The organism is Oryzifoliimicrobium ureilyticum (assembly GCF_037199735.1).
Lineage (GTDB): Bacteria > Pseudomonadota > Alphaproteobacteria > Rhizobiales > Rhizobiaceae > Rhizobium > Rhizobium ureilyticus.
On the sequence record NZ_JBBBVQ010000002.1, the window covers coordinates 134941 to 159566 of the forward strand.

26 protein-coding genes and 1 riboswitch are annotated in these 24626 nt (G+C 55.4%); of the genes, 7 read left to right on the forward strand and 19 right to left on the reverse strand.

Features of this window, described 5'->3' with window-relative positions; genetic code table 11:
* Window positions 1-37 precede the first annotated feature (37 nt).
* On the forward strand, window positions 38-1471 hold the full coding sequence (trmFO, locus tag VQ830_RS03795; protein ID WP_337266745.1) for a methylenetetrahydrofolate--tRNA-(uracil(54)-C(5))-methyltransferase (FADH(2)-oxidizing) TrmFO: 1434 nt from the start codon (window positions 38-40) through the stop codon (window positions 1469-1471).
* Between the two features lie 46 nt (window positions 1472-1517).
* Here the strand turns inward: trmFO and VQ830_RS03800 are convergent, their stop codons facing one another.
* The 5 genes from VQ830_RS03800 to yajC all read right to left on the reverse strand — a co-directional run bounded on the left by VQ830_RS03800 (window position 1518) and on the right by yajC (window position 6365).
* Window positions 1518-1979, reverse strand: a complete 462-nt coding sequence (locus VQ830_RS03800) for a hypothetical protein (RefSeq protein WP_337267121.1) — start codon at window positions 1977-1979, stop codon at window positions 1518-1520.
* Between the two features lie 231 nt (window positions 1980-2210).
* Window positions 2211-3062, reverse strand: coding sequence for a phytoene/squalene synthase family protein (locus VQ830_RS03805; RefSeq protein ID WP_337266746.1), 852 nt, complete (start codon window positions 3060-3062; stop codon window positions 2211-2213).
* Window positions 3059-3451, reverse strand: a complete 393-nt coding sequence (locus VQ830_RS03810; protein WP_337266747.1) for an Mth938-like domain-containing protein — start codon at window positions 3449-3451, stop codon at window positions 3059-3061. Before VQ830_RS03810 ends, VQ830_RS03805 begins: the two co-directional genes overlap by 4 nt.
* 2 nt (window positions 3452-3453) lie before the next feature.
* Entirely contained in the window at window positions 3454-5973 is a 2520-nt protein-coding gene (gene secD / locus VQ830_RS03815; RefSeq protein WP_337266748.1) for a protein translocase subunit SecD, read from the reverse strand.
* Between the two features lie 44 nt (window positions 5974-6017).
* On the reverse strand, window positions 6018-6365 hold the full coding sequence (yajC, locus tag VQ830_RS03820; protein WP_337266749.1) for a preprotein translocase subunit YajC: 348 nt from the start codon (window positions 6363-6365) through the stop codon (window positions 6018-6020).
* A 399-nt stretch (window positions 6366-6764) separates the two neighbouring features.
* Here yajC and VQ830_RS03825 point away from each other — a divergent pair, with 399 nt between their 5' ends.
* A complete protein-coding gene (locus VQ830_RS03825; protein ID WP_337266750.1) occupies window positions 6765-7637 on the forward strand; it encodes an ATP-binding protein in 873 nt (290 codons plus the stop codon).
* A gap of 61 nt (window positions 7638-7698) precedes the next feature.
* Here the strand turns inward: VQ830_RS03825 and VQ830_RS03830 are convergent, their stop codons facing one another.
* The gene (locus VQ830_RS03830; RefSeq protein WP_337266751.1) at window positions 7699-8175 is read right to left on the reverse strand and encodes a hypothetical protein; all 477 of its coding nucleotides are present in this window, start codon (window positions 8173-8175) and stop codon (window positions 7699-7701) included.
* A 264-nt stretch (window positions 8176-8439) separates the two neighbouring features.
* Here VQ830_RS03830 and VQ830_RS03835 point away from each other — a divergent pair, with 264 nt between their 5' ends.
* Window positions 8440-8715 (forward strand): DUF982 domain-containing protein, encoded by a 276-nt coding sequence (locus VQ830_RS03835; protein ID WP_337266752.1) that lies wholly within the window; start codon window positions 8440-8442, stop codon window positions 8713-8715.
* 195 nt (window positions 8716-8910) lie between these two features.
* Here the strand turns inward: VQ830_RS03835 and VQ830_RS03840 are convergent, their stop codons facing one another.
* From VQ830_RS03840 to VQ830_RS03860, 5 genes are all read right to left on the reverse strand, one after another.
* Window positions 8911-9099 (reverse strand): hypothetical protein, encoded by a 189-nt coding sequence (locus VQ830_RS03840; protein ID WP_337266753.1) that lies wholly within the window; start codon window positions 9097-9099, stop codon window positions 8911-8913.
* Between the two features lie 123 nt (window positions 9100-9222).
* Complete coding sequence (locus tag VQ830_RS03845; protein WP_337266754.1) at window positions 9223-9678, reverse strand: hypothetical protein; 456 nt, start codon at window positions 9676-9678, stop codon at window positions 9223-9225.
* 58 nt (window positions 9679-9736) lie between these two features.
* A complete protein-coding gene (locus VQ830_RS03850; protein ID WP_337266755.1) occupies window positions 9737-10525 on the reverse strand; it encodes an ATP12 family chaperone protein in 789 nt (262 codons plus the stop codon).
* Between the two features lie 12 nt (window positions 10526-10537).
* The gene (locus VQ830_RS03855) at window positions 10538-11188 is read right to left on the reverse strand and encodes an HAD-IA family hydrolase (protein WP_337266756.1); all 651 of its coding nucleotides are present in this window, start codon (window positions 11186-11188) and stop codon (window positions 10538-10540) included.
* The gene (locus VQ830_RS03860) at window positions 11185-12180 is read right to left on the reverse strand and encodes an RluA family pseudouridine synthase (RefSeq protein WP_337266757.1); all 996 of its coding nucleotides are present in this window, start codon (window positions 12178-12180) and stop codon (window positions 11185-11187) included. The genes VQ830_RS03855 and VQ830_RS03860 overlap by 4 nt, the downstream gene beginning before the upstream one ends.
* A gap of 159 nt (window positions 12181-12339) precedes the next feature.
* On the opposite strand from VQ830_RS03860, the gene VQ830_RS03865 reads away from it, so the two are divergent.
* The 4 genes from VQ830_RS03865 to gcvP all read left to right on the forward strand — a co-directional run bounded on the left by VQ830_RS03865 (window position 12340) and on the right by gcvP (window position 17459).
* On the forward strand, window positions 12340-12699 hold the full coding sequence (locus VQ830_RS03865) for a hypothetical protein (RefSeq protein ID WP_337266758.1): 360 nt from the start codon (window positions 12340-12342) through the stop codon (window positions 12697-12699).
* Between the two features lie 81 nt (window positions 12700-12780).
* Window positions 12781-12876, forward strand: a riboswitch (glycine riboswitch).
* Between the two features lie 146 nt (window positions 12877-13022).
* The gene (gcvT, locus tag VQ830_RS03870) at window positions 13023-14159 is read left to right on the forward strand and encodes a glycine cleavage system aminomethyltransferase GcvT (protein ID WP_337266759.1); all 1137 of its coding nucleotides are present in this window, start codon (window positions 13023-13025) and stop codon (window positions 14157-14159) included.
* A 73-nt stretch (window positions 14160-14232) separates the two neighbouring features.
* Window positions 14233-14595 (forward strand): glycine cleavage system protein GcvH, encoded by a 363-nt coding sequence (gene gcvH / locus VQ830_RS03875; protein WP_337266760.1) that lies wholly within the window; start codon window positions 14233-14235, stop codon window positions 14593-14595.
* Window positions 14595-17459: an aminomethyl-transferring glycine dehydrogenase gene (gene gcvP / locus VQ830_RS03880; RefSeq protein ID WP_337266761.1), complete on the forward strand. Its 2865-nt coding sequence runs from the start codon at window positions 14595-14597 to the stop codon at window positions 17457-17459. The genes gcvH and gcvP overlap by 1 nt, the downstream gene beginning before the upstream one ends.
* A 93-nt stretch (window positions 17460-17552) precedes the next feature.
* On the opposite strand, the gene VQ830_RS03885 is transcribed toward gcvP, so the two are convergent.
* The 8 genes from VQ830_RS03885 to sufB form a co-directional block, all read right to left on the reverse strand.
* Complete coding sequence (locus VQ830_RS03885) at window positions 17553-18170, reverse strand: LysE family transporter (protein WP_337266762.1); 618 nt, start codon at window positions 18168-18170, stop codon at window positions 17553-17555.
* 158 nt (window positions 18171-18328) lie between these two features.
* Entirely contained in the window at window positions 18329-18727 is a 399-nt protein-coding gene (gene sufA / locus VQ830_RS03890; protein ID WP_337266763.1) for a Fe-S cluster assembly scaffold SufA, read from the reverse strand.
* A gap of 120 nt (window positions 18728-18847) precedes the next feature.
* Entirely contained in the window at window positions 18848-19228 is a 381-nt protein-coding gene (locus VQ830_RS03895) for an SUF system Fe-S cluster assembly protein (RefSeq protein WP_337266764.1), read from the reverse strand.
* A 9-nt stretch (window positions 19229-19237) separates the two neighbouring features.
* Window positions 19238-20485, reverse strand: coding sequence for a cysteine desulfurase (locus VQ830_RS03900; protein ID WP_337266765.1), 1248 nt, complete (start codon window positions 20483-20485; stop codon window positions 19238-19240).
* Window positions 20475-20867 carry a VOC family protein gene (locus tag VQ830_RS03905; protein WP_337266766.1) on the reverse strand — a complete coding sequence of 131 codons (393 nt, stop codon included), beginning with the start codon at window positions 20865-20867 and terminating at the stop codon, window positions 20475-20477. The genes VQ830_RS03900 and VQ830_RS03905 overlap by 11 nt, the downstream gene beginning before the upstream one ends.
* The gene (gene sufD / locus VQ830_RS03910) at window positions 20860-22134 is read right to left on the reverse strand and encodes a Fe-S cluster assembly protein SufD (RefSeq protein WP_337266767.1); all 1275 of its coding nucleotides are present in this window, start codon (window positions 22132-22134) and stop codon (window positions 20860-20862) included. Before sufD ends, VQ830_RS03905 begins: the two co-directional genes overlap by 8 nt.
* A 65-nt stretch (window positions 22135-22199) precedes the next feature.
* Entirely contained in the window at window positions 22200-22955 is a 756-nt protein-coding gene (gene sufC / locus VQ830_RS03915; protein ID WP_337266768.1) for a Fe-S cluster assembly ATPase SufC, read from the reverse strand.
* Between the two features lie 60 nt (window positions 22956-23015).
* Window positions 23016-24485 carry a Fe-S cluster assembly protein SufB gene (sufB, locus tag VQ830_RS03920; protein WP_337266769.1) on the reverse strand — a complete coding sequence of 490 codons (1470 nt, stop codon included), beginning with the start codon at window positions 24483-24485 and terminating at the stop codon, window positions 23016-23018.
* Between the last annotated feature and the right edge of the window lie 141 nt (window positions 24486-24626).

Consider the following 24626-nt stretch of genomic DNA (forward strand, 5'->3'; position numbering starts at 1 on the left):
GTTCCAAGACAGCGCTTCGCGTGCTAATCACCGCGCCATGAAACACACGGCTCCTTATTCTCCTATTCATGTGGTCGGCGGCGGTCTCGCCGGCTCTGAATCTGCGTGGCAGATCGCAGAAAGCGGCGTGCCGGTCATTCTCCATGAAATGCGTGGTGTCCGCGGCACCGAGGCGCACAAAAGCGACGGCCTTGCCGAACTCGTATGTTCGAACTCGTTTCGGTCCGACGACGCGACGAGCAATGCCGTTGGCGTTATCCATGCTGAGATGCGGCTGGCCGGATCGATCATCATGGCTTGTGCGGACAAGCATCAGGTGCCGGCTGGCGGCGCTCTTGCTGTAGATCGGGATGCGTTTTCCGAAGAGGTGACCAACGCGATCCACACCCACCCGCTCATCACAGTGGTCAGGGAGGAAGTGACGGGGCTTCCGCCGCGTGAATGGGATCTGGCTATTCTTGCAACAGGGCCTTTGACCTCGCCGGCATTGGCCGCGGCTATCCAGGCTGAAACGGGAGAGGATGCCTTGGCCTTTTTCGATGCCATCGCGCCGATTGTGCACAAAGACACGATCGACATGGATATCTGCTGGTATCAGTCGCGTTACGACAAGGTAGGCCCAGGCGGCAACGGCAAAGATTACATCAATTGCCCGATGGACGAAGCGCAATATAACGCTTTCGTCGATGCCCTTATTGCTGGCGACACGGTCGGCTTCAAGGAATGGGAAGGTACGCCCTACTTTGACGGTTGCCTGCCAATCGAAGTCATGGCGGAGCGCGGGCGGGAGACGCTGCGCCACGGACCGATGAAGCCGATGGGATTGACCAATGCACATAATCCCACCGTTAAGGCATATGCCGTGGTTCAACTGCGGCAAGATAATGCGCTTGGCACGCTCTACAACATGGTTGGTTTTCAGACAAAGTTGAAATATGGCGCACAAGCGGAAATCTTCCGGATGATTCCTGGATTAGAAAACGCGGAGTTTGCGAGATTGGGGGGCTTGCACCGCAACACCTATATCAACTCTCCGACACTGCTTGACCGTTCGCTACAGCTGAAGTCCCGTCAAGGTCTTCGCTTCGCCGGTCAAATCACTGGCTGCGAGGGCTATGTCGAAAGCGCGAGTGTCGGGTTACTCGCAGGCCGCTTTGCTGCCGCCGATCGGAAGGGAGAAGCGGTAAAGCTTCCGCCGCCGACCACGGCGCTGGGAGCGTTGCTCAATCACATCACCGGCGGTCACCTCGTGTCTGACGACGAGCCCGGCAAACGCTCCTTTCAGCCTATGAATATCAATTTCGGCCTGTTCCCCGAACTGGCTCCCGGATCGATCGTCAAGCCTGAAGGCGTTAAGCGGTTCCGCGGCAAAGACAAAACCATCATGAAACGCCAGTTGATTGCGCGTCGCGCTCTTAATGACTGCGCAGCGTGGCTTTCCGTTCCCTCACCACTCGCAGAAAGCGCATGAGAAAAGTGGACTGCGAGCTGATGCTCGCGGTCCATCTCCCGATGATTTACTGAGCGTCGGCGGCCGAAGCTGCCGGCAATTCGCGGTCAGGCTCCGCCACATAGTTTCCCAACAACCATAGCGAAACCTCGGAAGCATGGGCCGGAGAAGAAAACTCGAACGTACCGCTTTGGTGCGGAGCGTCGAGAAACTCGATCCTGAGCCCCTGCCCCGTATCAGATGCTGAGACCCGAACGTGCCCCGGCTCGATAATATGACAGGAATAGTGCTTCTGCATGCTGCGCATGAACCCTGTTCGATCATCATGAAGCCGCAAAAAGATCGCTTCGCCATCTCTGGTCGATTGTAGGGCTCTCACCGCTTCGTTGGGATAAGCGCGGTTGAACTGCAAAATTGCATTGCCGACATCAAGCAAGCCTTCATCCCGGTTCTGCCGCACCAGCCGGCGGGCAACAATGGAGAGGGCAAGGATGAGCCCCACAAGGGCAAACCAGACAATCACGCCGATATTCACGCCAAAGTTCCAATCCGTTTTCGAACGAGCTTCATAGCAAGCCTGTATATAGATTTGCTTTGTTCTGGAGTAGTCGCAGCCGTTTGGGCGTCTACGACGCCTAAACTAAAGCTTTATCCCGCCAGCCTTGCGCGAATTTGATGCCATGCCTATGGACGGCACATTGCTGGACAAAAACCCTCGTAAAGAGAGAAGCTGCGTGCTTTCCGCCAAATATGCCACGAGCTAGAATCTGTTCCGCATCGAGCTGCGCAGTAAACGCAATTGTCGGCGCCACTGGGCTGGCTGAAACGATCTGTCAAAAAGATCCGCGCCAAGTTTCTGCGCTTTAAGCAAAATCGGTTCAGCGAGGCTCACTGGCAGGAAAGCCGGAAACACCTCACGGGACAAATGCGACTGCCGTGCCTTTGCGAGATGATCTCGGCCGAGACCCGCAAAAGCCTCGATAGCGGCGGAAATACGCGTCCTATCCTGCCGCGCCAGGAAACCCTCACGATCAAGGCCGGTGGCAGCCAAGATTTCGGCAGGAAGGTAAACCTGCCCTCTGTGGCTGTGAAGAGGCATGAGTAGCAAAAGGCCGGCAATAGCCTGGGCAACGCCTGCATGACCAGCAGCGTCGGATGATTGCGCGGCTCCTATCGGTGAGAGAACGAGGCTGCAAAGCTGAATGAGGGCTGACGCCGTTTCACCGGCATATCCTTCAAGAGCGGCACGGCTTTCCATCGGATCGTCGTAAAGGTCGAAAATACGCGCCTCGATCATGTTGACGAGAACGTTGCTTGGAAGGCTATGGATCTCGATGGTCCGAAGCAAGGCGGCGGCAACCGGATTTGCCTGCGTCGATCCATGAGGATTGCCCTCCAAGAGATCTCGCCAATACTGCATGCGCACCTCGCCTGGCAGCGGTTCATGCACCAGGTCTCTGATCCGCGCCAATTCGGCGTTAAAGGCATAGAGCGCTGCAAGCGAATGGCGCACCGGTTCAGGTGAGAGAAGACACGCAAGATATCGATCGCGATCAAGATCGCGCAGCATCGACAGGCAGGTGTCCTGCGCCATTTCGATTGCGTCAGTCATGCATCAACCGCAATCAGGGCAGCTGCAACCGCGCGCTCTTCAGCAAGGAGAATGTTGAAGGTGCGCACCGCCGCGCCTGTGTTCATGGGATCGGCAGAGATTCCGACGGAGCGGAATGCAGCCTTTAAATCCGCAGGTAGCGGCCGGGTATCAATTCCCGTTCCGACAAGCAGGATTTCGATGCCAGCGGCTTCCTCAATCACCCGCGTAAAGTTCTCTTCGCTGAAAAGGTCCGCTTGGTTCATCTCCCAACCGTAAATGCCCGAAGGCAGGCAAAGAAGAGAGCCACGATGCGACATGTCGGCAAAACGAAAACCGCCGTTGCCATAAGCATCGATGGGAGCGCGCCCCGGATAGTGCGCGTCGCGAATGATCATACCATTATTCATTATCACGCTGCCGTATTGTTGGCTGTCATTTCGCCAGCCCTGTCGCCGTCTTGCCTGCGTCCGAACTTAAACATGATCATGACCGGGGCCGCGATATAGATAGAAGAAAAAGTGCCAACCACGATCCCAAACAGCATGGTCAATGCAAAAGGACGAATGGCGGCGCCGCCGACGATGGCAAGAGCGGTCAAGGCCAAACCCGTCACAACCGAAGTGAGAACGGTCCGCGACAGAGTTTGGTTGATCGATGTGTCGATCAGCAGCGGAAGTGGCATCGTCTTGAAGCGCTTCAGATTGGTGCGCATTCGATCGTAGATAACGACCGTGTCATTGAGCGAATAGCACATGACCGTCAGCAGTGCAGCTACCGCAGGAAGATCAAAAGGCATGCGCGTGATCAGGAAGAACCCAAAGATCAAAACAACATCGTGAAGCGTGGCGACAAGAGCACCAATCGCAAAGCGCCAGCCAAAGCGCGCCAGAATGTAGATCAGGATTGCAGCCAAAGCGGAAACGATGGCGATACTCGCCATACGCCCGGCTTCACCGGACACCGACGGCCCGGCGACCTCGACGCGCGCGATATCGTAATCTGACGACAGTTCGTCACGCAGCAAGGTGAGAGCCGATTGCTCGCCGTTTTCGCCGGCGTCCTGAGATGGCACACGAATGAAGGCGTGTGCAGGATTCATCGAACGCGTTGCGGTAACTTCGCCAAGATTGAGTTCCTGAAGACGCTCGGCGATATTAGATGGATCCGCATTGCCATTCTTGGCAACGACCTCCACGGCAGCTCCGCCCGCAAAATCCACCCCAAGGTTTAAGCCTGCAAATGCCAGTCCTGCCATTGCAGCAATTGCGATGAAGGCCGAGACCGAAAAGACGTATCGGCGAATGCCCATGAAGCGGACATCGGCATTCGAAAGAAAATCTCTGGCAAGACCGCGAGGCAACCTCTTGGAATTTCGCCCACGCCGACGCACCCACATGCCGACCAGAGCCTGCGTCAATGTAAAGGTGGTAAAGAGAATGGCCGCAACACCAGCCAAAAGCACGTAGGCAAAGCCACCAATCGCATCACTCCCCAGCAGCAGCAGCAAGAGAGCGCCAAGTGCAATCGTCACATTTGAATCGACGATACTCGTGCGCGCGCCGTCGAAGGCTGCCTCAGCAGCATCCGACAGAGGCCGGCCAGCCTTTGCTTCCTCGCGCATCCTCTCGAAAATCAGAACATTGGTATCGACAGCAATGCCAATAACAAGCGCCACCCCTGCAAGTCCTGGCAAACTCATGAGCGTCCCGAAGGCACTTAAAACGCCCAAGACGAGCAGCAGGACGTAAGCCAGCGATGCAGCTGCAACGGCGCCGAGGCGGCGATAAAAGAACACCATCAAGGATGTTACCAGGACGATGGCGAGAATGCCGGCGGACATGACGTAGATTACGGAACGCTGCGCGAAGGCTTGGCTGACGGTGCGCTCTTCTACAGGGGTAAGGGTGGCAGGCATCGAGCCGGCCTGCAACATCGACGCGAGATCGCCGAGGCCCTGCTCGGTGAAGTTAACCGGAACTTGTACTGTGCCGTTGATGATCTGACGTTCGACCGGTACGACGGCCATGACCTGATCATCAAGGATAATAGCGAGCCGACGCCCAATCGCGCTCTGCGTCAAATCACTGAGACGTTTTACGCCATTCTGGTCGAGGCTAAATGTGAGCGACGCTGTTTTTGCCTTGAGGTCGAAGCTCGGCCTGACCCCAACCAGATCATTATTCGTGGCAATTGCCGACCGTTCAACAAGATAAGGGACCGGCGGATCGTCGATCGAATAAAGAACTTCCGAGCCGGCGGGCCACCGGCCATTGAGCGCGTCCTGGCCACTCATGCTTTCGTCGATGAAGCGGATAGATATTTTTGCGGGCTGGGTGAGAATGTTTTTTAGGCGCTCTACGTCAGCATTGCCGAAAACATCGATCGCAATGCGATCGTCGCCTTGGCGACGCACACCGAAAGCATTATCGCCCAACGCGATGATGCGGCGTTCGACGCTACCAAGCGATGCCCGGGTCGCAGCAGCGACGCCGGCATCAATGGCTTTTTCGGAAATGACGAGCCGCAGCTCAGCGCCTTCACCGCGCTGAAATGCTATATCCCCACTTCGTGAGAGGGCCGAAAGAAGTTCGGCAGCCGCATCGATTTTTGCCGGATCTGTGATTGTCACAGTGACCACTCGGTCATTGCCGGCCAAATTCGTATAGCGGATGGATGCCTCGCGAAGTTTAGCGCGAACGGAGGCAACCGCTTCCTCAAGTTTGCTGCGAATAATATCGGAGCGCTCGACCTTAAAGACGAGCTGAGTGCCGCCTTGCAGGTCGACACCGACCATCATGCCTGGCGGCCACCAACCGTTTGCCGTGGTTTGGCGCCATATGGGCGAGAAAAAGCCAGCAATGAGAACGACGGCAGCAGTAAGACCGGCCAGCCAGATCAGAAGTCTCTTCCAAATGGGAAAAGGGTACATATGTCCTCGATACCAATCCGACCAAGCCGGTACGTTAATGCGTATTACGCAGCGTCAGCCTTAACTGGCTCGCCCTTCACCCGCACGTCTGAAATGCCGCTGCGAAGAACGCGAACGCGAACGCCTTCGGCGATTTCGACTTCGATTTCCTTGTCGTCGACAACCTTGGTGACCTTACCCACGATCCCGCCAGAGGTGACAACCTGATCGCCGCGTCTGATCGCCTTCAGCGTCTCCTCGCGCTTGCGCGCCTGCTGGCGCTGTGGGCGGATCAAGAGGAAGTACCAGACAACCATCAAAGGCACGAAGAGGATAATCATTTCGAAACCAGATCCGCCGAAGCTTCCGGCTGTATCGGTTGCGGTCTGGGCAAATGCCGGGGTGATAAACATTAAGAACTCCTAGGCTATGTACGGCGAGAATTAACGCCGGTCATTTCTTTCAGGTGGCCGGGACTATAATTGCGCTCGGGTTGAATGCAACAGAAACAGCTTGAGGCCGTACCGTTTCCCCCTGCTGGCGTACTTTCGGTGTCGCAGCCAGCATGCTAATGCACCAATGGTTCGCTCGACGAAAGTGATTTTGCCGAAATATACATGCCTTTAGTCAAACGCTTACAGCGAACTGAGCCCCTTTTTTACCGCGCGCGGCGCCCAAAGCCATTTAGCTCTATTGAAGTAACGCTTCGGCAGGCACCCTCTGACGACTTCCGCTGACCTTGCCGCAACCAAATGTGCGCGGCAGCCGAGCAGAGCATCGAGCAAGCTTCTTAACGAACGCAGGAGACCATCATGAGTAAAGAGAAGAAGGACGCCATTCTCAAGGAATTGCGCCGGTTGTCCATTGCTGTCGAACGGCTCGCCGGACCTGCGCCGGCAATTAACGACATCAAGGCGGCTGATTGCTTTGTCTGGGCTCCCGCACGTCGTCACTTGCAGCCTGTCATGCGTCCCAACCGCGTTCCGTTAAAGCTGATCAAAGGCGTTGATCACGTCAGAGACATCCTACATGACAACACGACGCGCTTTGCCGAAGGTTTTGCAGCCAACAATGTTTTGTTGTGGGGTGCAAGGGGGATGGGAAAATCTTCGCTCGTCAAAGCTGCTCACGAAGATGTCAGACGAGAAACCGGCGTCTCTTTAAAGCTGATAGAGGTACATCGCGAGGATATTTCCAGCCTACCGCTCCTTCTCGATCTCTTAAAGGAAGAGCCGCATCGATTTATCGTATTCTGTGATGATTTGTCCTTCGACCATGACGACACGGCCTACAAGTCACTGAAAGCTGCTCTCGATGGAGGAATCGAAGGTCGTCCCGACAATGTTCTGTTCTACGCTACGTCAAACCGCCGCCATCTTCTTCCGCGTCACATGATGGAAAATGAGCAATCGACAGCCATCAACCCCTCTGAAGCGGTCGAAGAAAAAGTTTCTTTATCCGATCGTTTCGGCCTCTGGCTTGGCTTCCACAAATGCAGCCAGGAAGACTATCTTTCGATGATCGATGCTTACGCAGATTATTTGAAGCTTCCTGTCGATCAAAAGGCCTTGCACGCCGAAGCTTTAGAATGGGCGACTACACGAGGTGCTCGCTCTGGGCGTGTTGCATGGCAATTTACGCAGGATATCGCCGGGCGACTTCGCATCCCTTTTGCTACAGAATAACCCGCATATGGATCAAGCCGGCCAACAAAGCACTTCAGCCGGCTTGAGACTGTAGCGAGTGTCAGCTTTTGAGCTTGGCGTTGCAGAGGCTGTAATAGCCACCGCCTTTTTGAATCCACTTCAAGCCGCTCAGCGTGTTGGCCGCCTTATTTTCCTTATATGAATCGACGCAGGTGTGCATGCGGGCTTTTGCTGGCTTCTCGCTCGCATATTTGGACGAGATTGCCGAAGGAAAAGTTACGCCGGCAGGCGCGGTCATCGTCGGTTTCGCAGGCTCTGTACTCGGTGTCTTCGCGATCTCGGGATCGGTAGCGGCAGCAGCAGCCGTGCTGCTGTCTGCCGGAGCACCCGCAGCGGCATCAGTACCGCACTGCGCCTTGCGGAAATCGTTCCACTTCATGTCCTTCGCAGAACCGTCAGCTTGTGCCGCTTTGTACTTGGCGCTGCACTCTTTCATCGTCAATGCCGCTGATGGCGTCGCGAAGATGAGAGCACCCAGCACAGAACTCGAAGCTAGAATGACGAAATTTTTAAGCATAGCGTTTCCTCCTTCAAAACAATCAAAGCGATTAGGATATTCGTCCACCCTCAAGAATTGTCAAGAACAAAATAGCAACATCATTAGACAGCGACTGACCTCCCCACTGTGTTGTGAAGACTGACGCGCTTTCAACGGCATTGCAAACAAGCGCGCTTTTGAACGCAAAACAACCGGAAAAGTTGAACATAGGCGATCCTCCGCAACTTGGCACGGTCCTTGCTGGACTAGGTAAGTCAATGGTTTCAAGGGAGCCAACGTGTCGTGAAACGAGACAACCTCGCTTTTTCTCCTATCGGCGTGGCGCTTCATAGCCGCGGAAAATATAGAGTGGTGACATCGGTCCATGGCGTTGCAGAAACGCTTTTGGAAGATTGGCCGATCGACGATGGCGAAGACTTTGCCGACGCGATTATCTGCTGCGTCAATGCCTTACATCGCAAAGCATCGCCGCAGGCGGTTCGTGCGGCGTTTGTCAGAGCCGCTCGCGAAGCGAACGTCATGGTATTGGAGTCTGTTGGAGCTGCGCGGCAGTCCTAATGTCATGATGGGCAAATGGCTCGATCTGCTGCACGCCGGATCAGGTGAGCATTCAAAAGACGTTTATAGGGACAGCCTTTCTGGACAAAACGTGCAGTCCAGCGCCCTAAGCGGCTACCGGTTTCGAGACGGAAACAGAAAGGTCATCTGTGTGAAAACGAGACATCAAGCAACTTGCTGTAGCGCGAAATTCAATTAACCGGTTGGCCTCGTCGATTCTCTGAACAAGCTAACATAGACCTCGACCGCCTTCTCAATTTCGGCAACGAGAGCGTCGTTGGACGCCGCCTCCGTCCAAAAGCCAGTCTGCCGCAGCCATTCTGCGTCATCCTGTAGCCGCGCAATCATCGCTTCCACATGCTGAATTCTTTGCTCGGGCTTCATGCAGTGCTCCAGGTTTCTAACGACCCTCAGGATCTCGACACTGGCGGATCGCCTTTTACGGATCTTGACAAATGGTTTCGCGTCGTCGGCACATCTGCACGAGAATATGCATGCCTCGCCAAATCAGCGCCTCGGCGTGCTCAGCTGAAAGATCGATCGCACGCGTGCTGCAATATCTTCAGCAAGAATCTGATCTGCAGAGTTGTCGTCATAGGCAATGCTTGCTACCGCAAAGGAACTAACCGCGATGACGGAGCCATCATCGACTGACGCGGCATCGACGCTGACATGAGCGACATTCCTGTTCTTTTGAATGCCTTGTTTCTTTTCCACGCTGGCAATGCGGATTGTCAAGATGACACGTGGATAGACCTGCTGCCTGACCGTGGCGTTGATCGCAGCGTTGACGCGATCTCCGACCCCGAGCATCAATTCCGAAGCAATGCCTGGACCTGCGGTAACGAGCGCATTGCGAACGTCATATACCGGGCCGGTCTCGGCCTTCTCAAAGCCAATACATCCCGCCAATGAGAAGAGAGCTGGCACGGCCAAGCAATAGCTAAACTTTCGCAACCCCATACGCCCTCCCTGAAGTTCGCGTCAAGTTTGGGCATTCCGGTCAAGAAAGCAAGACGTATCAGCGGCTTATTGTCTGGAAAACGTCAGCGGCAGCCTTGAATTCTGCAAATCGCCAAGCCCGTCTTTTCTCAGCCTCCTCGTCCGACCCCCATTGCTCGATCGTCCAATCTTCATCGAGATGGGCAAGGTTCCACACGTCTTGCATCGAAATAAAACCGCCGGCAAAGGCAAGCGCCAGCAAAGCAGAACCCGTCAGCGTGGTCATTGTGTGAAGGGCTGCAAGTTGGAAGGCGTCATCGTAACGGGCCAATCTCGACGCAAATGCGGAAATTGCCTCAGCAGGTTGGTTATGATGAATCACACCCTCGATCAGGATGAAGCGCGCACCGAACTCGCTTGCCGCCCAATCCAAAACAGGGTCCCAACGCTCACGCTGTCGCTCAACGAGTGCCTCCGGACCATCGGCACGATAGCAAAGCAAGTCGCTCGTCGAAAAACGAATGATGTCTTCGAGGACGGCTTGGCGATCATTCGCAACGCCATCGATTGCCGTATTGACCAAGCGCGTCACCGGCATAGAGGAAGGATCGATCTCCTCGCCCTGTTCTCGCCACTCGAAAGCAATGAGATCTGCGAGAAGCGAACTTGGGACTTTCAACAATTGCCGGGCAGGCGTCCGGATCGGCTTTCCATCGAGTTCGATCCGAAACTCTTCCTCCATTGAACCCGCCACCGTGACAGCGCTGTAGAACTTCTTTGGCAGCGCCTTTTTCATCTGGATTTGTGCGCGCCGAATAGGGTCCGGATGGCTCAGGCCCTCGGAAAGGTCGTTCAACAGATCGCGCATAATAACCCCTTGTCAGATGTAAGCGAGAATATCGCTGGGCTGTTCGGCGATTGCATCTGCTCCCGCCTCCTTGAGAGCAGCCGTACTCGCATAGCCCCATGCCACGCCGACTGCCTGTGCTCCAGCAGCCTTTGCCATCAGCATGTCATAGATGGCATCGCCGATAACGATCGCTTCAGATGGCTGAACGCCGACTTCATCGCAGCATTCCGTTACCATAGCTGGGTGAGGCTTAGAAGGACAGTCATCGGCGGTTCGCGAGACCACAAAGTGTGGTTTGAAACCGTGTACCTGGAGCACTTGTTCCAATCCACGCCGGGACTTTCCGGTGACCGCGCCGATCAGAACATCCTCACGCGCTGCGAGGCTGTCGATTACCGCAGAGATATTGTCATAGAGGCGAACCTCCCTGCCCGGCTCCGCCCGCACCTCGGCGTAAATGGCCTTGTAATAAGCGGCCATGGATATCGAGTCCTCATCGACATGAACGCGGCCGAGAAGGCGCGCAATAGTGAGGTCCAAGGTCAATCCGATGATCGATTTCGTGTCGCTTACATCAGGCAGATGATGGCCAAACTGAGCGAAGGTTCTGACCATGACTTCATGAATAAGACCAGCACTGTCAACAAGGGTGCCGTCGCAATCGAAAAGCGCAAGCTTCATTCCTCGTCGAAACTCCCGGCCGCATTCTCATCAAATCCAAGAAGGTTCCAGGTCTGCACCATATGGGGCGGCAAAGGTGCAGTCACCCGCAGCCGACCGCCGGAGGGATGCGGAATGTCGATGTGGCGCGCGTGCAGATGAAGCCGCTTTTGAACGCCTCCAGGAAAATCCCAGTTCGGATCATCGATGAAATATTTGGGATCGCCGATGATAGGGTGACCTATATGCAAAGCATGCACGCGAAGCTGATGCGTTCTGCCGGTATATGGCTCCATCTCCAGCCAGGCAAATCGATGTGCAGCCGTTTCGACAATGCGATAGTAGGAGATCGCGTGGTCTGCTCCTTCTTCTCCGTGCTTGGCCGTCCGCATGCGATCGCCATCCGGTGTCGCTTCCTTCACAAGCCAGGTCGAAATGCGATCCTCGCGCTTGCGAGGCACGCCCTTGACGAGCGACCAGTACGTCTTCTTCGTGTCGCGCTCGCGAAAGGCGGCCGTTAGTTTTTGCGCTGCACCACGCGTACGCGCAATAACAAGAACGCCAGAGGTATCGCGGTCCAGGCGATGAACCAGCCTCGGCTTTTCGCCGCGCTGGTTTGTCCACGCCTCCAGCATTTTATCGATATGACGATTGACGCCCGATCCGCCCTGCACAGCCAGGCCTGCAGGTTTGTTGAGGACGATCACCTTCTCGTCTTCGTGCAACACCATCCGCGACAAAAGCTCGCCGTCGCCGGAATGCTTCAGGTCTCTCGAGGCAATAGGCCCGGCTTTCGCTTTAGCATCCACATCGAGCGGCGGCACACGGACCATCTGCCCCGGCTGCACCCGCGCATCCGCCTTCACTCGTCCGCCATCCACACGAATTTGCCCAGAACGCAGAAGCTTCTGTAGGGGACCAAAGCCAAGGCCTGGATAATGGATTTTGAACCAGCGATCGAGCCGCATCCCCGCTTCGTCGGGTTCGACTTGGATATGCTCAATTCCTGCCATACATGTTCTTTCGTAACGGAATAACGCTCGAGGCTTTGATTTTGCCTCGGCTTTAGAACATTTCGACTGAAAACGGAAATTCTAATCGCGGACGCAGCTGCGATAGATGGATCGCTGACCTTGTCGGCAATGCCAATAGAGTTGTGATCTGCGCAAAGATTGCGTTCTCCCATCTATTTTCTGCAACTCGTTAAATTCGAAACGATTCTTTTAGGATTTCGATTAGTTGCTCTGGTGTATATTCATTCCATGACCGATCTGCCTGGACCCATATCGGCGACCACGGCCGCCGCCGCTTTTGAAAGCCTCCGAATTCCCCTGCGGAAGCCTAATATCATTGCGGCGAAAGAAGCGCGCCGGGTCGCCGAGCACCAAGCAAGTGACGGCGAAGCAGAGCCGGATGCAGAACCGAATATGGTTATTCACTCGGCAGAAGTGGCACTCAATCTTCTCGATCTCGGCTTTCATCACCCGGAACAAAACTTCCGCCACGCTCAGGACGCCTACGAAAACGACTAGGCTTTTTCCGCTCGGCGACGAATTTTTGTTCGACGGCGACATTTCCCTCTTGCCAAGACAGCTGTGCCATCGATAATTGCCCATAACCTGTTGGGAGAATCCGGGCGTTTTTTTGCGGCCGGTGCCGAAGGAGCAACCGCCCCGGAAACTCTCAGGCCGAAGGACCAGCAGGTGGCAGACGGAACTCTGGAGAGAAACGCGAAAGCGTTCGCCGAAGGGATAACAATCTCAGGCAAGAAAGACAGAGGGGGCTCATCGGAAGGCGAATTCTGCCTTCCTGAAAGAGCTCGCGCCTATTTTGGGCGTCTTACCGGAGATGTCGCTTGACCGAAACAGTCGATCTTAGAAAGACACCCTTGCATGAACTGCATCTTTCGCTGGGCGCGAGAATGGTGCCTTTTGCAGGCTATGAGATGCCGGTGCAATATCCTGCAGGGGTCATGAAAGAGCATTTGCACACGCGATCGCAAGCCGGCCTTTTCGATGTCTCTCACATGGGCCAGGTGATCGTAAGAGCGAAATCGGGCCGGTATGAAGATGCCGCGCTCGCCCTGGAGAGCCTGGTTCCCGTCGATATATTGGGTCTGTCACAAGGCCGTCAGCGTTACGGCTTCTTTACCGATGACCAGGGTGGCATCCTTGACGATCTGATGATCGCACATGTCAACGATCATCTGTTCGTTGTCGTCAATGCCTCGTGCAAGACGGCGGATGTAGAGCATCTCGAACAGCATATTGGCGATGTTTGCGAGATCAAAATTCTGGATCGAGCCTTGATTGCATTGCAGGGCCCCCGCGCCGTTTTCGTCCTTGCCGAACTTTGGGCCGATATCGCCGCAATGAAATTCATGGATGTCGCTCAATGCAGGCTGCACGACGTAGCATGTCTCGTGTCGCGTTCGGGCTATACCGGCGAAGATGGATTTGAAATCTCGATACCCGTTCACAAAGCAACAGAGATTGTTTCGCTTCTGCTTGAGCATCCGGATGTTTCTCCAATTGGGCTCGGTGCGCGGGACAGTCTTCGGCTTGAGGCAGGCCTTTGCCTTTACGGCAATGATATCGACACCGCGACGTCTCCCATCGAAGCGGGTCTCGAATGGGCTATCCAGAAAACCAGGAGAACAGGTGGTACCCGCGCTGGTGGATTTCCGGGTGCAGAGCGAATTCTCAATGAACTCTCGAATGGCGCATCGCGCCGGCGCATCGGTCTGAAGCCTGAAGGAAAGGCACCTGTGCGCTCGCACGCCAAACTTTATGCGGACATGGAAGGGTCAACACTTCTTGGCGAGGTCACGTCGGGTGGCTTCGGCCCCAGTGCTGAAAGTCCCGTTGCCATGGGTTATCTGCCGACGGAGTTTTCCAAGCCGGGAACGCAGGTTTTCGCGGAAGTCCGCGGAAAATACCTCCCGTTAGTCGTGACCGCCCTGCCCTTCGTAACCCAGACCTACAAGCGATAACCAAGTTCAAGCTTCTTTTGTCCGCAGCATGATCAGCGGGCGAAAAACCCATTATCCCGGAGAGGAATAAAACATGCTGAAATATACCAAAGAACACGAATGGTTGAAGCTTGAAGGCGACGTCGCGACCGTCGGCATTACGGCATACGCTGCCGATCAGCTTGGCGATCTCGTGTTTGTCGAGCTGCCTGAAGTTGGCTCAACCTTCACCAAGGATGCAGATGCCGCCACGGTTGAATCAGTCAAGGCAGCTTCTGACGTTTACTGTCCGCTCGACGGCGAGATCCTGGAAGTCAATCAGGCAATTGTTGATGATCCATCGCTCGTCAATTCCGACCCGCTCGGTTCTGGATGGTTCTTCAAGTTGAAGCTCAAGACTCTCTCCGATGCCGACGATCTTCTCGACGAGGCAGCCTACAAGGAGCTCACCGCGTAATGACAACGCCGACCGAGTTCCAATTCACGGACTATCAGCCCTACGACTTTGCCAATCGCCGCCATATCGGACCCTCGCCGTCCGAAATGGCGGACATGCTCAAAGTCATTGGCTATTCAAGCCTTGATGCCATGATCGATGACACGGTTCCTTCCTCTATCCGCCAGAAGGAACCGCTGGCTTTCGGTCCAGCCATGACAGAGCGTGAGGCGCTTGATCGCCTGCGCGAGACTGCAAACAAGAACAAGCTTCTCGTTTCGCTCATCGGACAGGGATATTACGGCACCATCACGCCCCCCGTCATCCAGCGCACAATCCTCGAAAATCCTGCTTGGTACACGGCTTACACACCTTATCAGCCGGAAATCTCGCAAGGTCGCCTTGAAGCTCTGATCAACTATCAGACCATGGTCTGTGACCTGACCGGTCTTGACGTCGCCAATTCCTCCCTACTCGACGAGGCGACAGCTGCAGCCGAAGCCATGGCTATGGCCGAACGCGTCTCCAAGTCCAAGGCAACGGCGTTTTTCGTGGACGCAGATTGCCACCCGCAAACGATCTCCCTGATCCAGACCCGAGCCGAGCCGCTCGGCTGGACGGTTATCGTCGGTAATCCTTTTACGGATCTGGATCCCGTCGATGTGTTCGGCGCGATCTTCCAGTATCCGGGCACGTACGGACATGTCCGCGATTTCACGGGGCTCATCTCCCGCTTGCACCAGACGGGTGCAATTGCCATCATGGCCGCGGATATCCTGTCTTTGACTCTCCTCAAGCCGCCTGGCGAAATGGGCGCCGACATTGCCGTTGGGTCCACGCAGCGTTTCGGCGTACCGGTTGGTTATGGCGGTCCGCATGCTGCCTACATGGCGGTCAAGGACATGCATAAGCGTTCGATGCCGGGCCGCCTTGTCGGCGTGTCCGTCGATGCGCGCGGCAACCGTGCCTATCGTTTGTCGCTACAAACGCGCGAGCAACACATCCGCCGCGAAAAGGCTACATCCAACATCTGCACCGCGCAGGTGCTGCTGGCCGTCATGGCTTCGATGTATGCAGTCTTCCACGGCCCGCGCGGGCTTCAGGCAATCGCGCAGCAGGTCCACCAAAAGGCCGTGCTTCTGGCGAAAGGGCTTGAGAAGCTCGGCTACAAGGTCGAACCTGAAACCTTCTTCGACACCATCACGGTCGATGTCGGCCATATGCAGGGCGTCATTTTGCGCTCTGCCGTTGCCGAAGGCGTGAACCTTCGCAAGATCGGTGAAACCCGCATCGGGATCAGCCTTGATGAAAGGACCCGACCTGCGACGCTGGAGGCTGTCTGGCGCGCGTTCGGCGGAAACTTCAACATTGGCGATTTCGATCTTGATTATCGTCTACCGAAAGATCTCCTGCGAACGAGCGAATACCTTTCGCATCCGATCTTCCACATGAACCGCGCCGAAAGTGAAATGACGCGCTACATCCGCCGTCTGTCGGATCGAGATCTTGCACTTGACCGCGCGATGATCCCGCTCGGTTCCTGCACGATGAAGCTGAACGCGACTGCGGAAATGCTACCCATCACCTGGCCGGAATTCTCCGACATTCACCCGTTCGTGCCCGCCGATCAGGCGCTCGGCTACCGCGAAATGATCGAGGATCTGACGCAAAAGCTCTGCGATATCACCGGCTATGACGCATTTTCGATGCAGCCAAATTCCGGCGCACAGGGAGAGTATGCAGGACTTCTGACGATCCGCGCCTATCACCTTGCCCGAGGCGAAGGACACCGCGATGTCTGCCTCATTCCCACCTCTGCACATGGCACCAATCCTGCCTCAGCGCAGATGGTCGGCATGAAGGTGGTGCCCGTTAAGGCGAAGGAAAACGGCGACGTCGATATGGACGACTTCCGTGCCAAGGCCGAACAACATGCAGCCAACCTCTCCTGCTGCATGATCACCTATCCTTCGACCCATGGCGTCTTTGAAGAAACGGTCAAGGAGATCTGCGATCTGGTTCACCAGCATGGCGGACAGGTCTACCTTGATGGCGCCAATATGAACGCAATGGTCGGTTTGGCTCGCCCGGGCGACATTGGCTCAGATGTGTCGCATCTTAACCTGCATAAGACCTTCTGCATTCCGCATGGCGGTGGCGGTCCAGGCATGGGTCCAATCGGCGTCAAGGCGCATCTTGCTCCCTATCTTCCAGGGCACGTATCGACCGATGGACGCTCTGGTGCAGTCTCGGCCGCAGCCTTCGGCTCTGCGTCGATCCTGCCGATTTCGTGGAGCTACGTCTTGATGATGGGCGGTGCAGGCCTCACCCAGGCAACGAAGGTTGCAATTCTCAACGCCAACTATATCGCCGCCAGACTGAAGGGCGCTTATGAGGTGTTGTACAAGTCGAAAAGCGGTCGTGTTGCCCATGAATGCATCATAGACACACGTCCGCTCGCCGATAGCGCAGGCGTCACCGTTGATGACGTGGCAAAGCGCCTGATCGATTGCGGCTTCCATGCGCCGACAATGAGCTGGCCGGTGCCCGGAACGCTGATGATTGAGCCCACGGAGTCTGAAACCAAAGCTGAACTTGATCGCTTCTGCGAAGCCATGTTGGCCATTCGCGAAGAAGCCCGAGCGATCGAAGACGGCCGCTCAGACCGAACCAATAACCCACTCAAGAATGCCCCTCACACAGTGGAAGACCTCGTCGGCGAATGGGACAGACCCTACAGCCGCGAACAGGCTTGCTATCCACCGGGCGCGTTCCGGGTTGACAAGTACTGGTCGCCGGTCAACCGCGTCGACAACGTCTATGGAGACAGGAACCTCATCTGCACCTGCCCTCCCGTCGAAACTTACGCGGAAGCGGCAGAGTAATGAAATTGGAGCGCCCCGAATCGGGGCGCTTCTTCCACACTCGCTCAACAACAGAATGCTTCAAGTCGAGATCGAACGCTTACAAGCCAAGGTTTAGAGAAGCGAGTAAGCCGCCGCGCCCAATGCAAAAATGCCGAACCCTATCAAAAGGTAGTTCGTCACCGTGGCAACCTTGTGGGTGAAATCGTCAGACAGACGGTCTCTTGCCAAACTGACCAGCCCGCTGAGAGAAAACCACCAGAACAAAGATCCCCCAAAAACACCTGCTACAATCACTGCGGAGCTGAATCTGCGCGTCTCGTCGGTTAGACCTAGACCTGCGAACAAGGCGCCAAAGGAAAGGATGGTGGCAGGATTGGAAATAGTCAGAAAAAAAGTCGCTGCTGTTGTTCGCACAAAACCAGAAGCGCCTATGTCGGCAGCTTTTATTTCGCCCTTCCTCAGCCCGTGAATGCCGAGCCACAGCAGAAGCAAACCGCCACCGATTGCAAGCGGCAGACGTGCCGCAGACATTGTTTGCGAAAAAGCAGCGAGACCCGCAACTGCGACCAAGGCATAGGTCGCATCGCCAACAGCTGTCCCAAGACCACCCGAAAATCCGGCCCAAAATCCTTTTTCAAGCGACCTGTTGATACAGAGCGTTCCTATGGGACCTAGCGGCGCGGTAATTATGACGCCTAGCAAAGCGCCCTTTAGGAAAAGAAGAAGCATGAATAAGATGAATTGAAGCCCAGCGAGTAATCGGAAGGTTGATGTAGGGCTCTATTTCATTTTTCCGATAGCTCCACAACTGGAACCGTCATCGAATCCAAACGACAGGCTTGGACTGACTCTGCAGTCCACAAGCCGTCTCATCCACTCGCGCTTCCTTAAGCACTCTCAGCCGCACCCGCGCCTGTTCGTTCGGCCGCCAGTTTTGCAAGATCAGCAGGCTTCAGTTCGACCGACTCGCCGCAGCCACAAGCTGACGTCTGATTGGGGTTGGTAAAGATAAAGCCGGAACGAAGCTTCGTGGTTTCAAACCCCATCTCCGTCCCCAGGAGATAAAGAACAGCCGATGGCTCAATCCATACTTTTGCACCATCCCACTCGATCAGGTCGTCTTTCGAGTTGGGTTCCGTGACGAGATCAACGGTATACTCCATACCGGCACAGCCGCCCTTCTTGATCCCCACACGAACGCCTTTTGCATCAGCATCGGAATTGGCGACGATCTCTTTGACACGATTAGCGGCAGCCTGCGTCATTGTCATTACTGCAAAGCCCATTGGCTCATTCTCCTTCCGCAACCGGATGAAAGGTCCGGCGTGAACGATTCAGATGTAAACGTCGCCAGCGCTCCGTTCAATAGGATGCAGCGGCTCTTTCTTCTCGAATGTCGCTAGTCCTTAGTACCAGCCAACGGCAACTTGCGCTTCTTCCGACATGCGATCAGGTGTCCACGGTGGATCAAAAGTCAGATCGACCGTCACTCCGGACACGCCCTCAACAGCACCAACCGCATTCTCAACCCATCCCGGCATCTCGCCCGCAACGGGGCATCCGGGAGCGGTCAGTGTCATCACGATCTTCACCATCCGATCGTCTTCGATATCGATCTTGTAAACGAGACCGAGTTCAAAAATATCAGCAGGAATTTCAGGATCGTAGACCGTCTTCAACGCGCTGACGATATCATCGCTCAGTCTTGCCAGCTCTTCTTGCGGAATGCTGGAATTGACAATGCCATCACGGGCGTCGGTCTTCTGTTCGCTTTCATCCAGGCTCATGGTTGTTCCTTAGGCAAAGAAGCTGCGCGCATAATCAAGTGCGTCGGCAAGCGCGTCGACCTCTTCGCGCGTGTTGTAAAGGCCGAATGATGCACGGCATGTGGAGGTCACGCCGAAACGTTTCAAGAGCGGCATGGCGCAATGTGTGCCGGCACGAACTGCAACACCCCGACGATCTATCAACGTCGATATGTCGTGCGCGTGAATGCCAGCAAGCTCGAAGGAAAAGATTGCCCCTTTGCCCGGCGCAGTGCCGATCATCCGGAGAGAGTTGATTGCACTCAACCGTTCCTGAGCATAAGCACCGATCTCCGCCTCGTGGCGTGCTATCGCATCTCGTCCAAGTTTGTCGATATAGTCGAGGGCATAGCCAAGACCAATGGCCTGGACGATCGGTGGCGTTCCCGCCTCGAACCGGTGGGGCGGCTCGTTGTAAGTCACCGCCTCTTCGGAAACGTCGAAGATCATTTCGCCGCCGCCCTGGAACGGCCGCATCTCGTGAAGCCGTTCCTTGCGCCCGAAAAGGACCCCAATCCCTGACGGACCATAGAGTTTATGCCCCGTCATTACATACCAATCGCAGCCTATATCCTGCACATCGACGGGCATATGAACGGCGCCCTGACTTCCGTCGATCAAAACGGGAATGCCACGCGCTTTGGCAATTTTGCAGACTTCCTTCACCGGTACGATCGTGCCCAAAGCGTTGGACATATGCGTTAGGGCGATCAGCTTGGTGCGATCCGTCAGCCTTTTCTCGAATTCTTCGATATGGAATGCCCCATCGTCATCAACCGGCACCCAGACTAGCTTTGCACCCTGGCGCTCACGGAGGAAATGCCATGGGACGATGTTGGAGTGATGCTCCATGATCGATAGAACGATCTCATCGCCCTCGCTGATCCGCGGCATGGCCCAGCCGTAGGCAACGGTGTTGATCGCTTCGGTGGAGTTTTTCGTGAACACAATGTCATCGACGGACGGTGCATTCAGAAAGCGGCGAACTTTTTCGCGCGCTGCTTCATAGGCTTCCGTGGCGGCATTGGACAGGTAATGTAGGCCGCGATGCACATTGGCGTATTCATGCGAATAAGCGTGCGCAATGGCATCGATGACGACCTGCGGTTTTTGCGCCGAAGCACCGTTGTCGAGATAAACAAGAGGCCGGCCATGCACCTTTTCCGACAGGATCGGAAAATCGCGCCTGATAGCCTCGACGTCGTATCGCTGAACTAACGTCACACCGTCACTCGTCATAGCTGATGAACTCCATGAGCGATCCATCAGGATCACGAAAATAGAGACTGGTGCCTTCGCCTCTCGCACCATTGCGGCGGACCGGCCCCAACTCAATGCTGACACCTTCCGATTCAAGGTGCGCTTTGGCATCCTCAATCGGACCATCCCACGAAAAGCAAAGGTCGCTGTTGCCCGGCGCAACTGGAATGCGCGCAACAGGAGATGCAACGTGACCGGGCCCGTGCACATTCAGCTGTTGGCCACCGAGCCGAAAGACATACCCGCCTGTCTCCGTCTCAACCGCCTGCGCCCCAATAACGCGGGTATAGAAGTCCCGCGCTCGCTGCCAATCGCAGACGTGGATCACGCAGTGGTCGAGACGAGTTGGCACCTTAGGCATGCCGCTCCAGCCAATCGCTGATGACAGTCTCAAGTGCCTCGACCAAAGGCTCGTCCTCAAGCTCTTCGACGATTTCAGCAACGAAAGCGTTAACCAGCATTGCACGAGCTCTGCTTTCCGGAATGCCGCGCGCCATGAGGTAATAAAGATGATTATCATCGATATCGGCGACGGTGGCGCCGTGTCCGCACTGCACATCGTCGGCAAAAATCTCCAATTCCGGCTTGGCCGAAAAATCGGCTTCGTCCGACATCAGGAGCGTGTTGCATGCCATACGTGCATCTGTTTTCTGCGCATCCGGCGCAACGCGGATCATGCCCTGAAAAACACCCTTTGCACGATCGAACACCACATTTCGAATGATATCCGTCGAGCCGGTGTTTGGCACATTGTGACCAAGAACCATCGTCAGATCGGTATGAGTGTCGCCACCCAAGAGATTGATCCCGCGCAAAGCAAGGTCAACATTCTCTCCGCTAATCGAAATATGCAGCTCCTGTCGAACCAACTTGCCGCCGGCATTGATCACGAAAAGTCTAAGCTTCGAGTCGGCCTTCAGTTCCACGCGAAGTTGGCCAAGATGCGTATCATCGGCAGCCTGCTGCTGGAGAATGATATAAGTCACATCTGCGCCTTCGCTTACGACGACGTCGCTGACATGGCTCACCAAGGCTGCATGATCGGTCACTGCCTGGTGACGTTCGATGAAAACACCTTTCGTGCCGGCGCCGAAAGTTACCGGCATGCGAGTGTGGATCTGTCCGCCCGAATGCAGAAACTGCACTTCAACCGGCGCTTTGAGATCAACGCCATCATCGGCGTCAATGACAATTCCATCTCGCACAAAGCTGCCGTTGAGCCGTCCAATGGCATCATCCTTGCCGAGCGCGTTCAGCCGCTGGGCAGCAATTCCCCCGGAAAGGCTTTCTGCATAAGAACTTACGGTCACACCCTTCAGCTTTACAGGGATCTGAGGTTGTCCTTGCCGTGAAGTGAAAACTTCAGCCCCTTCAACGAGCGGCAGCACCTTTTTGCTGCCGACGTCGCCCTCCATGGGTGGTATCGAACGCAAGAGGTTTTTGAGGTCGGTGTAATGCCATGCCTCCACTTTTCGAGTGGGCAAGCCATCGTTCTTCAAATCGTCTAGCAACCGGTCGCGCAGAGCGATTACCGCCCCATCGCCCGGCAGGTCGCCGATCTGCTGGTTAAAAGCCTCGATGAGTGCCGCTTCTGCAGCAGTCATCCGGCCAGTTGTCTGCATATTCATCGAAGTCATCCTTTCCGGGGTGGTCGTTGCCCTGCGTCATGCTCTTGATCGAGCATTTAGAGGGCTCAGGCGGCAGCCCCGATGATGTCAGCGTAGCCATTTGCTTCGAGTTCATGCGCAAGTGTCTTGTCGCCTGACTTGATGACCTGCCCCTTGTAGAGGACATGCACCGTATCCGGCACGATATAGTCCAGGAGGCGCTGATAATGCGTGATAACGATGACGGCGCGGTCGGGCGAACGCAATGCATTGACGCCATCGGCAACGATCTTCAGCGCATCGATGTCCAAACCGGAATCGGTCTCATCCAGCACGCAAAGGCTTGGCTCGAGGAGAGCCATCTGAAGGATTTCGGCGCGCTTTTTCTCGCCGCCCGAAAAGCCCACATTCAAAGGCCGCTTCAGCATGTCCGGATTGATCTGCAGCTTAGCAGCCGCATCCTTGACGCGCCGCATGAAATCAGGCGTCAGGAGTTCGTCTTCGCCGCGCGCCTTCCGCTGCTCGTTCATCGCCACTTTGAGGAACTGCATTGTTGCAACGCCTGGAATCTCGACCGGATACTGAAAGGCAAGAAAAATGCCTTTGGCAGCGCGCTCGGCCGCATCCAGCTCAAGAATGCTCTCGCCGTTGTAAAGGATATCGCCTTCGGTAACTTCGTAGTCTTCGCGACCCGAAAGGATGTAGGAGAGGGTCGACTTTCCAGATCCATTTGGACCCATGATGGCAGCGACTTCTCCCGCCTTGACGGTAAGATTGAGGCCGCGAATGATTTCGGTACCGTCTTCGGCGATGCGGGCGTGCAGGTTTCTGATTTCAAGCATAGGTTTTTCCGTAAAAACAGTGTGAGGCGGCCTTCGACAAAGCCGCACGAATTTGGTTGATCAGCCGACGCTGCCTTCGAGCGAGATGGAGATGAGCTTTTGCGCTTCAACGGCAAATTCCATCGGCAGCTCCTGAAGAACTTCCTTGACGAAACCATTGACGATCAAAGCAATGGCAGCTTCTTCCGGAATCCCGCGCTGCAGGCAGTAAAACAGCTGATCTTCAGAGATCTTGGATGTCGTTGCTTCGTGTTCGAACTGCGCTGAAGCATTCTTTGCTTCGATGTAAGGCACGGTATGTGCACCGCACTTATCACCGATCAGGAGCGAGTCGCACTGGGTGAAATTGCGTGCATTGGTCGCGCGCCGATGCGCTGAAACCTGACCACGATAGGTATTCTGCGACACGCCGGCCGCAATACCCTTGGAGATAATGCGGCTCGATGTATTCTTGCCGAGATGGATCATCTTCGTGCCGGAATCGACCTGCTGATGACCATTCGACACGGCGATCGAGTAGAACTCGCCACGGCTATCGTCACCGCGCAAAATGCAGCTCGGATACTTCCATGTAATGGCTGAACCGGTTTCCACCTGCGTCCAGGAGATCTTCGACCGCGCGCCGCGGCAATCGCCACGCTTCGTCACAAAGTTGTAGATACCGCCCTTGCCGTCCTTGTCGCCGGGATACCAGTTCTGCACGGTCGAGTATTTGATTTCGGCATCGTCAAGCGCGACCAGTTCGACGACGGCGGCATGGAGTTGGTTCTCATCGCGCTGAGGCGCAGTGCAGCCTTCTAGATAAGAGACGTACGCGCCTTCCTCAGCGATAATCAACGTCCGTTCAAACTGACCGGTGTTCTTCTCATTGATGCGGAAATATGTCGACAGTTCCATCGGGCAACGAACGCCTTTCGGAATGAAGACGAAGGAGCCGTCGGTAAAGACCGCCGAGTTCAGCGTCGCGTAGTAATTATCGGTCGTCGGAACGACGGAGCCAATATATTGACGCACCAGATCCGGATGTTCGCGGACGGCTTCGGAGATTGACATGAAAATCACGCCGGCCTTTTTCAGCTCTTCCTTGAACGTCGTCACAACCGAGACGGAATCGAAAACGGCATCGACCGCGACACGCGGTTTTTCGACGCCGGCAAGGATTTCCTGCTCGCGCAGCGGAATCCCCAACTTCTCATAAACCTTCAAAAGCTCAGGATCGACTTCCTCAAGGGAGCGTGGCCCCGATGTACTCTTCGGTGCGGCATAGTAATAAATGTCATTGAAGTCGATCTTCGGGTAATCGACACGCGCCCAGACGGGCTCTTCCATCGTCAGCCAACGCCGATAAGCCTCAAGACGCCATTCCAGCATCCATTCCGGCTCCTGCTTCTTGGCGGAGATGAAGCGTACAATATCTTCAGATAGGCCCTTGGGGGCCTTATCGGTCTCGATCAGAGTTTCGAAACCATACTTATACTGATCGACGTCAATCTCGCGGACGCGATCAACCGTTTCCTGGACGGCAGGCATGTCATTCTCCAATCTCGCCGGATAAAGGGCCGGCAGCTTGCATCACTGGCACGTTGTCGGTGCCCTATATGTAAGACGCCAAAAGGGGTTTTTCAGCCCACATGGCAAGCGGATTTTCTCAATTTCCGCAATTTCTGAAGC

Bases quoted from the DNA above. Each gene is read 5' to 3' on its own strand.
- trmFO (WP_337266745.1), top strand. From the start codon at position 38: ATGAAACACACGGCTCCTTATTCTCCTATTCATGTGGTCGGCGGCGGT.
- VQ830_RS03805 (WP_337266746.1), bottom strand. From the start codon at position 3,062: ATGACTGACGCAATCGAAATGGCGCAGGACACCTGCCTGTCGATGCTG.
- VQ830_RS03810 (WP_337266747.1), bottom strand. From the start codon at position 3,451: ATGAATAATGGTATGATCATTCGCGACGCGCACTATCCGGGGCGCGCT.
- secD (WP_337266748.1), bottom strand. From the start codon at position 5,973: ATGTACCCTTTTCCCATTTGGAAGAGACTTCTGATCTGGCTGGCCGGT.
- yajC (WP_337266749.1), bottom strand. From the start codon at position 6,365: ATGTTTATCACCCCGGCATTTGCCCAGACCGCAACCGATACAGCCGGA.
- VQ830_RS03825 (WP_337266750.1), top strand. From the start codon at position 6,765: ATGAGTAAAGAGAAGAAGGACGCCATTCTCAAGGAATTGCGCCGGTTG.
- VQ830_RS03830 (WP_337266751.1), bottom strand. From the start codon at position 8,175: ATGCTTAAAAATTTCGTCATTCTAGCTTCGAGTTCTGTGCTGGGTGCT.
- VQ830_RS03840 (WP_337266753.1), bottom strand. From the start codon at position 9,099: ATGAAGCCCGAGCAAAGAATTCAGCATGTGGAAGCGATGATTGCGCGG.
- VQ830_RS03845 (WP_337266754.1), bottom strand. From the start codon at position 9,678: ATGGGGTTGCGAAAGTTTAGCTATTGCTTGGCCGTGCCAGCTCTCTTC.
- VQ830_RS03850 (WP_337266755.1), bottom strand. From the start codon at position 10,525: ATGCGCGATCTGTTGAACGACCTTTCCGAGGGCCTGAGCCATCCGGAC.
- VQ830_RS03855 (WP_337266756.1), bottom strand. From the start codon at position 11,188: ATGAAGCTTGCGCTTTTCGATTGCGACGGCACCCTTGTTGACAGTGCT.
- VQ830_RS03860 (WP_337266757.1), bottom strand. From the start codon at position 12,180: ATGGCAGGAATTGAGCATATCCAAGTCGAACCCGACGAAGCGGGGATG.
- gcvH (WP_337266760.1), top strand. From the start codon at position 14,233: ATGCTGAAATATACCAAAGAACACGAATGGTTGAAGCTTGAAGGCGAC.
- gcvP (WP_337266761.1), top strand. From the start codon at position 14,595: ATGACAACGCCGACCGAGTTCCAATTCACGGACTATCAGCCCTACGAC.
- VQ830_RS03885 (WP_337266762.1), bottom strand. From the start codon at position 18,170: ATGCTTCTTCTTTTCCTAAAGGGCGCTTTGCTAGGCGTCATAATTACC.
- sufA (WP_337266763.1), bottom strand. From the start codon at position 18,727: ATGGGCTTTGCAGTAATGACAATGACGCAGGCTGCCGCTAATCGTGTC.
- VQ830_RS03895 (WP_337266764.1), bottom strand. From the start codon at position 19,228: ATGAGCCTGGATGAAAGCGAACAGAAGACCGACGCCCGTGATGGCATT.
- VQ830_RS03900 (WP_337266765.1), bottom strand. From the start codon at position 20,485: ATGACGAGTGACGGTGTGACGTTAGTTCAGCGATACGACGTCGAGGCT.
- VQ830_RS03905 (WP_337266766.1), bottom strand. From the start codon at position 20,867: ATGCCTAAGGTGCCAACTCGTCTCGACCACTGCGTGATCCACGTCTGC.
- sufD (WP_337266767.1), bottom strand. From the start codon at position 22,134: ATGAATATGCAGACAACTGGCCGGATGACTGCTGCAGAAGCGGCACTC.
- sufC (WP_337266768.1), bottom strand. From the start codon at position 22,955: ATGCTTGAAATCAGAAACCTGCACGCCCGCATCGCCGAAGACGGTACC.
- sufB (WP_337266769.1), bottom strand. From the start codon at position 24,485: ATGCCTGCCGTCCAGGAAACGGTTGATCGCGTCCGCGAGATTGACGTC.